Below are 14,102 nucleotides of genomic sequence, written 5' to 3' on the forward strand. Positions count from 1 at the left end.
TCGGTGGATCCCCGACAGCGCCGCGGTTCAGAAGCGGAACAAGCCCAGTAATTGCGGCCCGCGGTTGTTGAGGTTGAGGTTGCCGTCGAAGCGGGTGCGCTCGAAATCGAGGTCCACATCGTTGTAGTTGTAGCGCAACGAGAAGCCGAAGCGCTCCCACGGGAAATATTCCAGCTCCACCTGCGCGTCCAGCGCATCGCCGGTGACGTTGCCGCTGTTCTTGCGCGTGTAGGCGAGCGACGCGCCCCAGCGCCAGTGCGCCGACAGCGCGTGCGCGTACTCGACGCGCAGCATCGGCGCCCACTCGGCCTCGGACAGGTCGTTCGCATAGGCCACCGGTGAGCCGGCCACGGTGGCGGTGGCGTCCAGTTCGGCGGCGATGTCGTAGCGCATCGCGCCAAGCCCTACGCCGGCTGCGCGCTGGCCGTCCTGATGGAAGAACCAGGTGTAGGACACGCCGGTGATCTTCAGGTCCAGGCGACCGGTCAGGTCGGCATCGACGGGGTACGCGTTGTCGCCGATCTGCAGCGTGCGGTCCAGCAGGCGGCGGGTGTCATCGTCGTAGTCGTAGCCGAAGGCATCGATCTTGTGCCGCCGCTCCGCGCCGAAGCTGCCGCCGATATTCCAGACCAGCGCATCCTGGCGGTCGATGAAGCCCAGGTCGCGCTGGAAATTAACGTGCGTGCCCATGGAGCCATCGCTCGCATCCCAGCGCGTGTCCAGGTCGTGGTCGGCCCAATAGCGGCCGGCGCCGAGGTAGAAGCGATCGACGACCGGCAAGCGGTCCTGCGCGGCGGCGGTGAACGACGTGCCGGCGAGCAGCACGCAGAGGACTACGGGACGATGCATGGGACGGCTCCTGTGGCAGGGCGGACAGGCAGTGCGTCTTCGTGGGGTTCCGACACGGCCAGCATCCGCCCGCCCCGTCACGGGGTCAAGGCGGAAGCGAGGTAAATACACTTCCATCCGGCGCCACATCCTGCGGCGCCGAAAGATGCAGCAGCAATCGCGCCAACGTCACCACGTCCTGGAAGTTGTGCAGCAGCACGCGCCGCAACAGGCCTGCATCGCCTCCGCGCAGATACTGCAACCACGCGCCGGGCGCTTCCGAGCCCGGCAGATCGTCCTCGCGCACGATGCCGAGCGCATGGCGTTCGATGGTGCCCAACCGGCAGTTCTCCCATACGCCGCGATACCGGCGGCGCGTGGGGAACAGCAGGTCCAGATGCTCGATGCCGGCCAGCGGCGTGCCCTGCCGTGCCAGGCGGTAGCGCGTCGCCAGCAGCGGTGCGTCGTAGCAGCGCCCGTTGTAGCTGACCAGGCGCGTGTCCTCCGCCAGCCAGCGCGAGAATTCGCGCAGCATCGCCGGTTCGGCCGCCAGGTGGGTGATCAGCAACTGGCGCACGCGCAGGCCGCCGGGCACGAAGTCCGACGCGCCCACCATGAAGGCGCGCGTGCCGGTGCCGCCCGACAGGCCGGTGGTCTCGGTGTCGAAGAACAGCATGCCGCGGGTCGGCAGCAGGCCGGTGCGTGCGAACGTGCCGTCCACCTCATCCGGTACGTTGTCGAACGGGAGCACGTCTTCCAGCAACAGCAGTCCAGGCGCGATTTCGGTGCCCGGCAGATGACGGTCGCGCGCGGGCACGGGCAGTGCTGGGCGCGCGCGTTCGCGGATACCCAGCATGCGCCGCAATGTTGCGATCGCTTCGGCCTCACGGGGGGATTCCGCGATGCGCGCCACCGGTTCCGCCGCCGCCGCGTGGCCCGCCTGCCGTCGCAGCCGCTGAAGTGTCTCCAGGCTGATGCTCATGCGGCATCCAGCAGCTGCAGCACGCGCATCGCGAGCGCACGCGGCGTGGTGTCGGCTTCCTCATCGGTGGCCAGCACAGGACCCACGCACGCCGGACAACCGGCCTTGCAGTCGCAGCGGCCCACTAGGTCCGTGGCACGACGCACCAGTTCGGCCTGGCGTCGCCACAAGGGTTCGCTCAGGCCGATGCCACCGGGGTAGTTGTCGTAGAGGTACACCGTCGGCACGAAACGATCGCCCGACGTCGGCGACAACAGCTGGCCCTCGCCGCCGCGCAGCTGTCCCCTGCCTTGCGTGTCCGGCAGCGCGAACCACGCACCGTCGCCATCCCCGACCGCCTTCTGCAGATCGCGTCCCTCGGCCATCACAGCTACCGTCGCGGCGATGTGCAGCGCATGCGCGGCGCCGAGGAAGCCATCCAGCGCCTCCTGGCGCGAGCCGAACGACGCTTCCAGTAACGGCGGCGGCAACTGCCACCACAGGCTGGTGGTGTGCATCTCCTGGTCCGGCAGGTTCACCGGGCCGTAGCCGATGTTCTCGTGCGTGTAGTAGCGGATCTTCTTGTAGCCGGCTACGCGCCGGACCACGTGTACTTCGCCGTGGTGGCACGTGCCCTGCCCGGCGATGCCGCCGTCGAAGCGCTCGAGCACCTTCAGCTTGGTGTAGTCGATCGCGTCGGTGTAGTAGTCCACGTGGGTGCGGGTGACGTAGGCCTTGCGGCCTTCCCAGTCCAGCCGCTCCACCTGGTACGGCGTGGACTGCACCATGTGGATCGCCCCTTCGTACAGCGTCAGCGGCGCGGCGCTGAAGTCGACCTCGGCGATGATCACCTGGCGCCCGTCGGTGCGGTCCACCACGACGAAATTGCCGTCCGCCACCGAGCGCAGGCTGACCGCATTGGCCGGATAACTGTCGGCGATCCACTCGTAGCGATCGCCCTCGCGATGCACCACGCTGTCTTCGTCCAGCAGTTGCAGGAACGGCGACGGATCGATGGGTCCGTACATCTCGCCGGCCAGGAACGGCAGCTCGAAGGCGGCGCAGCGAATGTGGTCCAGCAGGATCATCGGCTGGTCCGGCGCGATGCGCGCGTGCTCCGGTGGGCTGTCGGCGAAGAACTCCGGATGCCGCACCACGTACTGGTCCAGCGGCTGCGAACTGGCCACCAGAATGCCCAGCGACGCCTGCTGCCGGCGACCGGCGCGGCCGAAGCGCTGCCACGTCGCCGCGATGGAGCCCGGATACCCGTTCAACACCACCGCGTCCAGGCTGCCGATGTCCACGCCCAGTTCCAGCGCCGAGGTCGACACGATGCCGTCCACGCGCCCATCGCGCATCGCGCGCTCGGCCTCGCGCCGCTCGGTGGGCAGGTAGCCACCACGGTAGGCGCGGATCCGCGCCGGCTTGCGCGGATCGTGGTCGAACACATCCTTCAGGTACTTGGTGAGCACTTCCACCATCGTGCGCGACTGGGCGAACACCAGGGTCTTCAACCCGGCCTTGATCGCCAGGCGGGCGATCCGGTTGCTCTGCGACCGCGCCGATGCGCGCAGGCCGAGGTCGGGATTGACCACCGGCGGATTCCACAACAGCACATGCTTATCGCCGGTGGGCGCGCCGGATTCGGTGATCGCGTCCACGTCCGCCTCGATCAGCGCTTCGGCATGCGCCTTCGGGTTGCCGATGGTGGCCGAGCACAGGATGAACTGCGGCTCCGCGCCGTAGAACGCGCATACGCGCTTGAGCCGGCGCAGCACGTTGGCGACATGGCTGCCGAACACACCACGGTAGGTATGCACCTCGTCGATCACCACGTAGCGCAGGTTCTCGAAGAACTGCGCCCACTTGGTGTGGTGCGGCAGGATGGCCTGGTGCAGCATGTCCGGATTGCTGACCACGATGTCGCCATGCAGGCGGATCGCCTGGCGCGCATCGCCCGGCGTGTCGCCGTCGAAGGTGAACGCCTTCAGCCCAAGCTCGCCGGCGCGGCTGAGGTCCAGCAGTTCGGCCACCTGGTCCTGCGCCAGCGCCTTGGTCGGGAACAGGTACAGCGCCTTGCCCTTGCGAGACAGCGCCGAGGCCACCACCGGCATCGTGTAGCACAGCGACTTGCCCGACGCGGTGGGCGTGACGATCGCGAGGTGCTTGCCGGCCTGCGCGGCCGTCCAGGCTTCGGCCTGGTGCGAATACAACCGCCCGATCCCACGCGCGCGCAGGGCGGCGGCAAGCGGCGGCGGCAGATCATCGGGCAGGTCGGCATAGCGGCCTTCACGGCCCGGAATGACGAACCGGCCCGTCACCCGATCGTGGTACTTGCCCGCCAGGCGTTCCGCCAGCGCATGGCCGTCACCAGACTCCGCGGGCAGGACGGCGGCATCACGGGCGTAGTGGCGGACCAGGGAGGTCTGAGCAGGCATGGGGTATCTCGTTGCAGGGCAGCCGCCATCTGACGCCGAGTGTGTCTCAGCCGCTGAGACTGAGCGGTGGCTGATCGCACGGCTGCGTCTCATCTTTGTGATAAGCGTTTGAAGGGATTTGTCACCCACGGGTAACGCGCGCCGGGTTACCACGGCCACACCCCCGCCGGAAGCGTCCGCCCATGAACCGACACCTCTATCGCGAGCATCTCGACACCCTGCGCCAGACACCGTTCCGTTCACCGGATCGCGCCGACGACGCTTTCGCTGCCTTCACTGCCCACGACTACGGCCGGCGCCGCCGCCTGCATCCCGACGTGGCCTGGGAAGATGCCTGCCGGGCATACGCGTTCGCCGCCGCGTCGCATGCAGACCATGGCGGCCACGACCTCGATCTGGATACCGAACTCGAACTCGAACATCATTGGGAGCGCCTGCGTGGCGATGCCGGTCCGGAGTGGCCGGTGGCACGCACGCTGCTGCGCGAGGCATGGCGCTGGCTCGACGAACATGAGCCCGACACGGCGCAGATGCACTGACTTCCCGGGTGAGTTGACGACGAACGGTTGGCCGGCCCCTGCACCGCGGCGCGTGTCCCTCTAAGCAGGGGCCGATAACGACAAGAACCGGCAGGATCATGGACCGCGTACCTGTGCGGACGCGGGAGGGAAACGTTGCCACGGGGGGCTGCGCGGTGGGATCGCGCGGTGGGGACGGGGACGCGGCGGTGTCATGCTTTGGTAAGCCGTGTTTCATCCAGCGGGTCCATGCTCCGTCAGGCCTTGCGCCAGGGAGTGGGATCGCATGCCACAGTTCAATCACCTGATCGCCCCGGCTTGGGCGGACGTGCACGCGCCGTGTGCCGTCATCGACATCCACGCCGAACTCCTGTTCTGGGAAAACACCTACGCCAGCCAGCCGTTCCACCGTCCCGGCACGCCGTTCCGGCACTACGTGCCCACCTTGAAATTCGCCTACGACGTCTATCTGCTTTCGCACCGGCAGTCGTTGCAGGAACTGATGCCGTCATTACCGGCCCGCTACCACGCGAGCATCCTGCGAGGCGTACGCCTGGACTGGCCCCTCGCGCAGGCGGTGATCGAGCGGGTGTGGGAACGACTGCACGCCCCGTTCGAAGAAGATCCGCCGTTGTTTCCACCCTCCCCCGTCGCCCTGATGGACGAACGCGCGATCCTGGCGGCGGCGATGCGCCAGCGGTGACGCCTTCACGCATCCCATGCAAAAGTGAATAAAAACGCGCGCACGCGGTTAAACACCGGTTAAAACGCTCTTTATTTCACTTAAGCATCACTCTGGCGAACCAAAACTCATCCGGTCAGACCACCACACCGACACGGGGATCACCATGGCCAGCCATCATGTCCGCAGCACCCAAGCGACCGCGCAGATCGTCGATATCGATGCCGAACTCGCGTACTGGAAAACGCGCCTCAACGAGGACACCTTCCAGGTCGTCGGCGCCACGGTGGGTGATCTGGAGCGGTGCCTGAAGGTGGGCTACGACGCCTACCTGCTGCATCACCAGCGCGAGTTCGACGAGATCGCGCCGGCCCTGCGCGATCGCCTTCAGCGCTATTGCCCGGACACGCCGATCGGCTGGTACCGCGCGCAGCCGATCATGCGCGCGGTGTGGCAGCGACTGAAGCCGGCGGCCGGCCACGTCTGAGGCCGCGAAACGCCGGAACCCTGCCGCTCAGGCGCGCATGCCCAGAGCGTGCTCGATCGCTCCGAACAGGGACTGGATCTGCACGGGCTTCGTCACCACGGCCGCGCAATCATGGGCATCAGCCTGCATGCCGGGCTCACGCAGGCGGATCACCGGGCCGTCGAAGCCCGCCTCCTGCAGCACGGCCAGCACGTCCGCGGCGGACAGCAGCAGGATGTCGTCGTCCAGGATCGCCAACGCCGGCAGGCCGATGCGGGCGATCTGCTGCAACGCCACCGCGCCGTCCGGCGCCATCATCGGGTCGTAGCCCTGCGCGGCCAACGCATTGCCCAGCAGCGACAAGCGGGTGGCGTCGCCATCCACCAGCAGGATGCGGCGGCCCTCGCCGTCGTGGAACACCGTGCCTTCGGGCGCGCTCCACTCGAGCGACGGCGCCGCGGGCAGCCACAGTTCGAAGGCGGTACCGCGGCCCAGCGCGCTTTCCACGTGGATGCGACCCTTCACCGATTCAACGATGCGCTTGCACGACATCAGCCCCAAGCCGGTACCGCTGGCCTTGGTGGTGAAGAACGGCGTGAACAACTGCTGGCGCGTAGCCTCGTCCATGCCGCTGCCTTCGTCGGCCACGCGGATCACCACGTGCTCGCGCCCTTCCGCATTGGCCTCGCGCCGGGCGGACAGCGTCAACGCCCCGCCCTGCTCCGCCATCGCCTGGATGCCGTTGAGGCACAGGTTGATCAGGCACTGCTGGAATTCGGTGTAGTTGCCCTCGATCTGCAAGCCTTCCTCAGGCGGCTCGATCGCCAGGCGCACCCGCTTGGACAGGGATCCCTGCAGCAGCAGCTGCACGGCCTGGAAGAGCGCCGCCACTTCGATCCGCTCGCTCGCCTTGCGCGAGCCGCGCACGAACGACAGCATCGAATCGGCCATCTCGTGGCCACGCTTGCCGCTCTCAGAGATCACCGCGCCCAGACGGAGGATTTTCGGGTCGTTGCTGTAGGTGGACAAGAGATCCGGCACGATCAACAGCGGCTGCAGGATGTTGCGCAGGTCGTGGCTGAGCCCCGCGGCGAGCATCGCCAGGCAGTCCAGTCGTTGCGAGCGCATCAGTTCGCGTTCGGCGTACTCGCGCTCCCGCTCGCGACGCGCTTCCCGGATCGCGCGCGCCACCGCCGACGGCAGACGCGCGGGCGTGTGCTTGAGCACGTAGTCGCTGGCGCCTTCCTGCAGGGCCTTGACGGCCGCTTCTTCGCCGATCGTGCCGGAGAAGAACACGAACGGCAGCCGCGCATCATGCGCCTGCAGCAGCTCCAGCGCCTGGTAGCCGGAAAACCCCGGCAGTTCCATGTCCGAGATCACCAGGTCGAAAGGATCGCCGGCCAGCGCCGCGGTCATGCTCGCGGCATCGTCGACGCGCTGGAACTCGGCATCGAGGCCGGCATCCTGCAATTGCTCGACCAGCAGTTCGGCGTCCAGCTCGGAGTCCTCCACCAGGAGGATCCTCACGCGGCCCAGCGGCGTCCCGGTACGCGGCATCGATCAGCCTCGCGCCGGTGTTTCGTTGATGACGGCCCAGAACGTGCCCAGCGTCTTCACTGCCTGGAAGAACTGATCGATGTCCACCGGCTTCACCACGTAGGCATTCACGCCCAGGTCCCAGCTGCGCGCCAGGTCGCTTTCTTCGCGCGAGGACGACAGGATGACCACCGGCAGGTGCTTGAGCTGCTCGTGGCCGCGGATGTTCTTCAACACTTCCAGGCCGTCCATGCGCGGCATCTTGATGTCCAGCAGCAGTACGGACGGCAGACCCTCCTCGCGATTCGCATGCGCGCCGCGCCGCAGCAGGTAGTCCAGCGCTTCCACGCCGTCCTCGACGTGCACGATGGGATTGGCCAGGTTGGCCTCGCGCAGCGCATCGATCGCCATTTCAGCGTCGGCCAGGCTGTCTTCGGCCAGCAGGATGGTGCGGATGTCGCTCATGCGTCGTGATCTCGGGAAGGCGCGGTGTCGAGTGCCGCGGGAAGGGTGAAGAAGAAGGTCGCGCCCTGGTCGGGCGCCGATTCGGCCCAGATGCGGCCGCCATGACGGCCGAGCACGCGCCGCACGCTGGCCAGACCGATGCCCGTGCCGGTGAACTCGCTGGCCTTGTGCAGGCGCTGGAACACGCCGAACAGCTTGCCGGCGTAGGCCATGTCGAAGCCGGCACCGTTGTCGCGCACGCTGAACAGATGACTGCCATCGTCCTGCTTCCGGTGTTCGACCTCGATGACCGCGCGATCGCGCAGGCTGCTGTACTTGACGGCATTGCCGAGCAGGTTGCCCCATACCTGGCGCATCATGTTCTCGTCGGCCAGCACGATCGGCATCGGACCGATGCGCCACTCCACGCGCTCGGCACGGCCTTCGCCCGCCTCGGTGGCGTCGAGCATCGCCCGCGACTCGGCGACCAGCGATTGCATGTCCACCGCCTGCAGGCGCAGCGCGCTGCGACCCAGACGCGAGTAGACCAGCAGATCGTCGATCAGCTGCGACATCCGGCGCGCGGAGTCGCCGATCACGTTCAGGTAGTGGCGGCTCTTCTCGTCGATGCCCTCGCCCAGGTGGCGTCCGAGCTTGTCCGAGAAACCGGCGACGTGGCGCAGCGGCGCACGCAGGTCGTGCGAGACCGAATAACTGAAGGCTTCCAGTTCGCGGTTCACTTCCGAGACCTGTTCCACCTTGCCTTCCAGCTGGCGGTTGAGCGCGGCGATTTCCTGCTGCGCGGTCTTTTGCAGGGAAATGTCGCTGACCGTCACCAGCACCGCATGGTCTTCCTGATCCGGCAACGGCATCCGGCGGGCGTTGATCAACACCGTCCGGTTCAGGCCGTCGGCGGTTTCTTGCTGCAGTTCGTAGTCCCAGAGCTCGCGCCCCCGTGCCAGCACGTCGTCCAGGCGTTTGCGCATCACCTTGTCGGACCACGCGACGCCCAGGTCGTCCAGGCTCGCGACCTTGCGGCCCTTCTCGATGCCGTACAACTCGGCAAAGGCGGCGTTATGCACCTGGATGTGCTGTTCGCCGTCCAGCAACACGATCGGTTCGCGTACCGTGTCCAGCATGACCAGTGCGCGCTGGCTGGCCCGCGCGGTCTCCTTCTCGGCGTTCAGCCGTCGCGCCACCTGCCGCCCCAGCGACATCACCACCAGGACGATCAGCAACAGCTGGGCGCCCAGCGCCGCCATGCGGATCCATTCCATGCGCCGACGTTGCTCGTTCGCGTCGCGACTGCGCGCATCCAGCAGGGCGCGCTCGTCGTCGAGGATCTCCAGCAGCAGGCCGCGGATGGGAAACCGCGTCGCCAGCGGTGCCACCACCGATCCCTTGTAGGCTTCCGGCGCCTCCAGCAACTGGTCCACCACCTCGATGCGTGCATTCACCAGTTCGCGCAGGCGGCCGACCCGCACCAACTGTTCTGGGTTGTCCGCCGTCAATCGCGCGAGCTTCTGGAAGCGCTCCGGCAAGGAAGTCCTGCCGCTCACCAACCGTTCGCGTGCCAATGGATGATCGGCCCCCAGCGCGATCAGCATGGCGGAGCTTTCCATCTCGCGTACGTCCAGGGCCAGGCCGAGCACGGTGGCTTCGACCTCATGGGTGTGGACGACTTCGTCGGCGGCCTTTTGCGTGGAGCGGGCCAACTGCTGCAGCAGGATAACCGGTCCGACGACGATCAGCAGGATCACCAGCCCCAGCAAGGGCAGGCGCCATTTTCCCCACGTCGCGCGGGCACGATCTTCGTTCATGATCCCCTGACTAGAAAAATCGCGCCGGAGACCCCGACAGTCGCCGCGCGCGAAGCCAACGGATGCTAGCGCAGGATCGTCATATTGGGAATGAAGGCCGCGGCGTTCAGCCTGGCGTTCAGGGAGCCGGCGCGACGCAGACCCGGTCGCGCCCTTCGCGCTTGGCTTCGTAAAGCGCCTGGTCGGCGCGTCGCATCAGTTCGCGCAGCGATTCGCCCTTCACGTGCGCGGCGACGCCGGCGGACAGCGTGGCTACCACGCCGTCGTTTTCCTTGCCGAATTCGCGGCGCACGCGCTCGGCGAACGCCGAGGCCGACCGTGCGTCTTCGCCATCGAGCAATACCGCGAATTCCTCGCCGCCGATGCGCGCCGCGCAGCCTTCGTCGCCCCCTGTGCGGGCACGCATGATCGCGCCCAGCCGCTGCAGCACCAGGTCGCCGCCGTCATGCCCGAGGCGGTCGTTGATGTGCTTGAAGAAATCGATGTCCAGCACCACCAGCGCGATCGGCGCGCCGGCCACGGTGGCGCGTGCGAGCGCGGCGTCGGCACGTTCGCTCCAGCCGTTGCGGTTCAGCAGGCCGGTCAGCGCATCGGTGTGCGCCTGCTCCACCAGGCGGCGGCGCATCTGCCACGCCGAGACCGCGAAGTCGGTGCGATAGCCCGCCAGCACCAGGCCGAAGCCGATCGTGGTGAGCGTATACAACCAGTAGAGCGCGCTGCCCGAGCCGGGTACCCCATGCAGCACGATCCGAAGTTGCGCCATCACCACGATCAGCAGCGCGAAGGCCAGCAGCGACACCGGCCGAACCATCAGGGCCATCAGCGCCAGCGGCAGCAGTTGGAACAGGCCCGTGCGCAGCGCAAGCTGCCCGGTCGCGCCCGGCAGCGGCATGCTCATGAAGATGCCCGTCAGCAGCGTCGCCACCAGGGTCAGGATCAGTCGCTGCTGCCACTGGAGCAGCCGGGCGACGCCCGCAGCGCAGCCGGCCACCACGCCGGCCACCGCCAGTTGCAGCCAGGCCGGATAGCCGATGGCTGGCGTAAGACCCATCACTTCGAACATGGCGATGATCGCCAGCAGCACGGCCCCGCACAGCAGCACGCCGCTGACGATGGGGCGGGTGGCGCGCAGCTGGGCCTGGGTCAGGTCTTCGCGCTCGGCGGCATTCAGGCCGCGGGTGGAATCGCGCGCAAGCAGGCCCCGCAGGCTTCGCAGCATGCCGGGCGCCACCACGGGCGAAGCGGGAAGAGAGCGGGCGCGCATGCGCGATTCCTGGCCAACGTCACCCAGGCGGTGCAACGCCCGTGCCAACGGGCTCGCGCCCGCCGCAGCAGCGTTTCGGCGACGCCGGCGCCTCATCGGACGCGGCTCCGGGCCACGCCGGACTGACGCGCCGCGTCGCTTTCAGGCTCCCCGTGCCCTTCCCCCATGACGGGACCTAGCCGCCGAAGGCCGCGCGCATGCGCGCTTCGTCGGGCTGCTCGATGACGCCCTTCTCGGTGACGATGGCATCGATCAGGGAGGCCGGGGTCACGTCGAACACCGGGTTCCAGGCCGGCACGCCCTCGGCGACGATCCGGGTGCCGCCGATGCCGAGCAGTTCGGCCGGATCGCGTTCCTCGATGTGGATCGCGTCGCCGTTCGGCGTCGCCATGTCCACCGTGGACGAGGGCGCCACCACCATGAACTTCGCGCCGTGATGGCGCGCGGCGATGGCCAGTTGGTAGGTGCCGATCTTGTTGGCGGTGTCGCCGTTGGCGCAGATGCGGTCCGCACCCACGACCACCCACTGCACGGCGCCGGTTTTCATCAGGTGCGAGGCGGCCGAGTCGGCGATCAGGGTGGCGGGAATGCCGTCCTGCTGCAGTTCCCATGCGGTCAGGCGCGCGCCCTGCTGCCAGGGGCGGGTCTCACCAGCGTAGACCTTGCCGATGCGACCCTGGGCCACGCCGGCACGGATCACGCCCAGCGCAGTACCGAACCCGGCCGTGGCCAGCGAGCCCGTGTTGCAGTGGGTCAGCACGCCGCTGCCGGCGGGAATCAGCGCCGCGCCCAGTTCGCCCATGTGGCGGTTGGCGGCGAGGTCTTCTTCGGCGATGGCCAGGGCTTCGAGTTCGAGCACCCCGCGCCAGTCGCTGCCGGCGGTCTTCAGGGCCGCGCGCATGCGCGTCAATGCCCAGGCCAGGTTGACCGCGGTGGGCCGAGCGGCGTTGAGGCGCTGCAGGGCCGGTTCCAACTTCTCGGCGGCTTCGGCAGGCGTGGCGGCCATCACTTCACGCGAAGCCAGCACCACGCCCCAGGCGGCGGCGATGCCGATCGCCGGGGCGCCCCGCACGGCCAGGTCGTGGATGGCCGCGGCCACCTCGTCGCTGGTGGTGCAGCTGAGGTACTCCACCACGAAGGGGAGCTTGCGCTGGTCCAGCAGTTCCAGCGCGCTCCCGGTCCAGCGGATGGGGCGGATGCGGTCGTAGCGGGCGTAATCGATGGGGTCGGTCATGGGGCCATTGTACCGGCCCCCTCCCCGCCTCTCCTCACACCCGGGCGATCACCAGCTGCGGAACTCGGCCCGGCAGCCGTCGGTGACCCAGACGCCGCGGGCATCGCGGCCCCAGGTGCGGCCCTCAATGCAGGCGGCATTGGACAGCTGGCGAACCAGCTGCACGCGACGGCCGTCCACGCCGCAGGTCCGGGTGCGCCCCTTCTCGGACTCGCAGCGGAAGGTCTGGCCGTAGCCGCTGCCATAGCCATTGCCATAACCGTTGTCATAGCCGCCGTTGTTCCAGCCCCCGCCATTCCAGCCGTTGCCCCGGCCGTAGACCTCGAACTCGGCACGGCAGCCACGCGACACCCAGATCGCGTTGCGGTCCTGACCCCAGCTGTAGCCTTCGCTGCACGGCGCCTTGGACAGCTGGCGGATCAGCCGCACATCGCCGCGACCGCTGATGGGACAGGTGCGCGAACGGCCATCGTTGGACTCGCAACGGATGCGCTGCACATTAGCCCAGCCGCCGCCACCACGACCGCTGGCGAACTCCGCACGACAACCACGGTCGACCCACACGCCATCCCGCATGCGGCCCCAGGTACGGCCTTCTTCGCAACGCGTCTTGGAAATCTGCCGCACTATCTGCACGCCGCCGCGCGTATCCATTCGGCACTCGCGATAGCGGTTGTCGTTGGAGTCGCAGCGGACGATCTGGCTGTTGCCGTAGTAGCGGTCGTCGTACTGCGGCGCCGCCTTTACAGCTACGTTGCCGAACAGGGCGACGGTGCCGAGCACCAGTGTCGCGATCAGGGAGCGTTCCATGGCGTGCGTCCTCGTGGGTGTTGGCACGCAATCTACGCAGCGATGATGAACGCGCGCTCACGTAATCGTTTGCAAACCGAGCCACGCGCGCGGCGCGTTTGGCTGGCTTTCAGGCGCGCGCGAAATCGAACGCCACCACGTCCGCGATGCGCGGCGTATCGAGCATTGCCATCAGCAGGCGGTCCACGCCCAGCGCGACGCCCGCACAGGCCGGCATGCCGTGCGCCAACGCGTCCAACAGCGCTGCGTCGATCGGCGGCGCGACATCACCCCGCGCCTGCCGCACGGCGACATCGCGTTCGAAGCGCGCCCGCTGCTCCACCGCGTCGGTGAGCTCGTGGTAGCCGTTGGCCAGCTCCAGCGCACCGAGGTACAGCTCGAAGCGCTCCGCCACCGGCACGCCGTCGCGCTCCACCACGCGCGCCAGCGCCGACTGCGTGGCCGGATAGTCGTGCACCACCCGGATCTCGTCGCGGCCGAAGCCCGGCTGCAGCACGTGCGTCATCAGCAGGTCGAGCCAGTCGTCGCGGGTCAGGCCTTCGCCGTCGATTGGGATGTGGGCCGCCGCGTTGCGCACGACGTCCAGCTCGGCGGTCATCGGATCGAAGCCCAGGCGCTGCGCGTAGAGGTCACGGAAACTCGAACGCACGACCGTCGCTTCCCGCCCGATCATCGCCAGCGCGGCCTGCACCAGCCCCACCGTCTCGTCGACCAGCGGTTCCAGCGTCCAGCCCACGCGGTACCACTCGAGCATCGTGAACTCCGGGTTGTGCCGCCCCCCGGCTTCGCCGTCGCGGAACACGCGCCCCAGCTCGAAGCAATCACCCACGCCGGCCGCGAGCAGCCGCTTCAGCGGAAACTCCGGCGACGTGCGCAGCCAGCGCGTGCGCGGCGCACCGTCGGTGCGACCGGAGAACTCAAGCGAAAACGACGCGATGTTCGGGTCGGTGTTTCCAGCCCGCGACATGATCGGCGTCTCGACTTCCAGCACATCGCGCGCGAAGAAGAACTCGCGCACGAGGCGGTTGAGCTGCGCGCGCAGGCGCAGCGCGTCCATCGAGGCGGAGGGCTGCCAGTTCATCGCGCGATGTCAGGTGTGGG

The 14,102-nt window shown here is 68.1% G+C and carries 13 protein-coding genes; 3 read left to right on the plus strand and 10 right to left on the minus strand.

Annotated features, from left to right (window positions below; genetic code table 11):
• Window positions 1-27: 27 nt before the first annotated feature.
• The 3 genes from AC23D6_RS11205 to AC23D6_RS11215 form a co-directional block, all read right to left on the minus strand.
• The gene (locus tag AC23D6_RS11205; RefSeq protein WP_487749347.1) at window positions 28-849 is read right to left on the minus strand and encodes a hypothetical protein; all 822 of its coding nucleotides are present in this window, start codon (window positions 847-849) and stop codon (window positions 28-30) included.
• A gap of 85 nt (window positions 850-934) precedes the next feature.
• Window positions 935-1,810, minus strand: coding sequence for a ribonuclease H-like domain-containing protein (locus tag AC23D6_RS11210; RefSeq protein WP_487749348.1), 876 nt, complete (start codon window positions 1,808-1,810; stop codon window positions 935-937).
• The gene (locus AC23D6_RS11215; protein WP_487749349.1) at window positions 1,807-4,227 is read right to left on the minus strand and encodes a DEAD/DEAH box helicase; all 2,421 of its coding nucleotides are present in this window, start codon (window positions 4,225-4,227) and stop codon (window positions 1,807-1,809) included. Before AC23D6_RS11215 ends, AC23D6_RS11210 begins: the two co-directional genes overlap by 4 nt.
• Before the next feature lie 182 nt (window positions 4,228-4,409).
• Here AC23D6_RS11215 and AC23D6_RS11220 point away from each other — a divergent pair, with 182 nt between their 5' ends.
• The 3 genes from AC23D6_RS11220 to AC23D6_RS11230 all read left to right on the plus strand — a co-directional run bounded on the left by AC23D6_RS11220 (window position 4,410) and on the right by AC23D6_RS11230 (window position 5,914).
• Window positions 4,410-4,766: a hypothetical protein gene (locus tag AC23D6_RS11220; RefSeq protein ID WP_487749350.1), complete on the plus strand. Its 357-nt coding sequence runs from the start codon at window positions 4,410-4,412 to the stop codon at window positions 4,764-4,766.
• Window positions 4,767-5,031: 265 nt separating this feature from the next.
• Window positions 5,032-5,448: a hypothetical protein gene (locus AC23D6_RS11225; RefSeq protein ID WP_487749351.1), complete on the plus strand. Its 417-nt coding sequence runs from the start codon at window positions 5,032-5,034 to the stop codon at window positions 5,446-5,448.
• 145 nt (window positions 5,449-5,593) lie between these two features.
• The gene (locus tag AC23D6_RS11230) at window positions 5,594-5,914 is read left to right on the plus strand and encodes a hypothetical protein (protein WP_487749352.1); all 321 of its coding nucleotides are present in this window, start codon (window positions 5,594-5,596) and stop codon (window positions 5,912-5,914) included.
• A gap of 27 nt (window positions 5,915-5,941) precedes the next feature.
• Here AC23D6_RS11230 and AC23D6_RS11235 read toward each other — a convergent pair whose 3' ends face one another.
• The 7 genes from AC23D6_RS11235 to epmA form a co-directional block, all read right to left on the minus strand.
• Window positions 5,942-7,450 (minus strand): sensor histidine kinase, encoded by a 1,509-nt coding sequence (locus AC23D6_RS11235; RefSeq protein WP_487749353.1) that lies wholly within the window; start codon window positions 7,448-7,450, stop codon window positions 5,942-5,944.
• Between the two features lie 3 nt (window positions 7,451-7,453).
• Window positions 7,454-7,894, minus strand: a complete 441-nt coding sequence (locus AC23D6_RS11240) for a response regulator (RefSeq protein ID WP_487749354.1) — start codon at window positions 7,892-7,894, stop codon at window positions 7,454-7,456.
• Window positions 7,891-9,693, minus strand: a complete 1,803-nt coding sequence (locus AC23D6_RS11245; RefSeq protein ID WP_487749355.1) for a sensor histidine kinase — start codon at window positions 9,691-9,693, stop codon at window positions 7,891-7,893. Before AC23D6_RS11245 ends, AC23D6_RS11240 begins: the two co-directional genes overlap by 4 nt.
• 118 nt (window positions 9,694-9,811) lie before the next feature.
• Entirely contained in the window at window positions 9,812-10,957 is a 1,146-nt protein-coding gene (locus tag AC23D6_RS11250) for a GGDEF domain-containing protein (protein ID WP_487749356.1), read from the minus strand.
• A gap of 175 nt (window positions 10,958-11,132) precedes the next feature.
• Window positions 11,133-12,191 (minus strand): S-methyl-5-thioribose-1-phosphate isomerase, encoded by a 1,059-nt coding sequence (gene mtnA, locus AC23D6_RS11255; RefSeq protein WP_487749357.1) that lies wholly within the window; start codon window positions 12,189-12,191, stop codon window positions 11,133-11,135.
• A 48-nt stretch (window positions 12,192-12,239) separates the two neighbouring features.
• Window positions 12,240-13,001 (minus strand): DUF3011 domain-containing protein, encoded by a 762-nt coding sequence (locus AC23D6_RS11260; protein WP_487749358.1) that lies wholly within the window; start codon window positions 12,999-13,001, stop codon window positions 12,240-12,242.
• A gap of 109 nt (window positions 13,002-13,110) precedes the next feature.
• Window positions 13,111-14,082: an EF-P lysine aminoacylase EpmA gene (epmA, locus tag AC23D6_RS11265; protein ID WP_487749359.1), complete on the minus strand. Its 972-nt coding sequence runs from the start codon at window positions 14,080-14,082 to the stop codon at window positions 13,111-13,113.
• Window positions 14,083-14,102 lie beyond the last annotated feature (20 nt).

The organism is Pseudoxanthomonas sp. G3, assembly GCF_057654715.1.

Excerpts from the sequence above, each read along its gene's own strand:
- AC23D6_RS11205 (WP_487749347.1), bottom strand. The coding sequence starts at position 849 with ATGCATCGTCCCGTAGTCCTCTGCGTGCTGCTCGCCGGCACGTCGTTC.
- AC23D6_RS11210 (WP_487749348.1), bottom strand. The coding sequence starts at position 1,810 with ATGAGCATCAGCCTGGAGACACTTCAGCGGCTGCGACGGCAGGCGGGC.
- AC23D6_RS11215 (WP_487749349.1), bottom strand. The coding sequence starts at position 4,227 with ATGCCTGCTCAGACCTCCCTGGTCCGCCACTACGCCCGTGATGCCGCC.
- AC23D6_RS11220 (WP_487749350.1), top strand. The coding sequence starts at position 4,410 with ATGAACCGACACCTCTATCGCGAGCATCTCGACACCCTGCGCCAGACA.
- AC23D6_RS11225 (WP_487749351.1), top strand. The coding sequence starts at position 5,032 with ATGCCACAGTTCAATCACCTGATCGCCCCGGCTTGGGCGGACGTGCAC.
- AC23D6_RS11230 (WP_487749352.1), top strand. The coding sequence starts at position 5,594 with ATGGCCAGCCATCATGTCCGCAGCACCCAAGCGACCGCGCAGATCGTC.
- AC23D6_RS11235 (WP_487749353.1), bottom strand. The coding sequence starts at position 7,450 with ATGCCGCGTACCGGGACGCCGCTGGGCCGCGTGAGGATCCTCCTGGTG.
- AC23D6_RS11240 (WP_487749354.1), bottom strand. The coding sequence starts at position 7,894 with ATGAGCGACATCCGCACCATCCTGCTGGCCGAAGACAGCCTGGCCGAC.
- AC23D6_RS11245 (WP_487749355.1), bottom strand. The coding sequence starts at position 9,693 with ATGAACGAAGATCGTGCCCGCGCGACGTGGGGAAAATGGCGCCTGCCC.
- AC23D6_RS11250 (WP_487749356.1), bottom strand. The coding sequence starts at position 10,957 with ATGCGCGCCCGCTCTCTTCCCGCTTCGCCCGTGGTGGCGCCCGGCATG.
- mtnA (WP_487749357.1), bottom strand. The coding sequence starts at position 12,191 with ATGACCGACCCCATCGATTACGCCCGCTACGACCGCATCCGCCCCATC.
- AC23D6_RS11260 (WP_487749358.1), bottom strand. The coding sequence starts at position 13,001 with ATGGAACGCTCCCTGATCGCGACACTGGTGCTCGGCACCGTCGCCCTG.
- epmA (WP_487749359.1), bottom strand. The coding sequence starts at position 14,082 with ATGAACTGGCAGCCCTCCGCCTCGATGGACGCGCTGCGCCTGCGCGCG.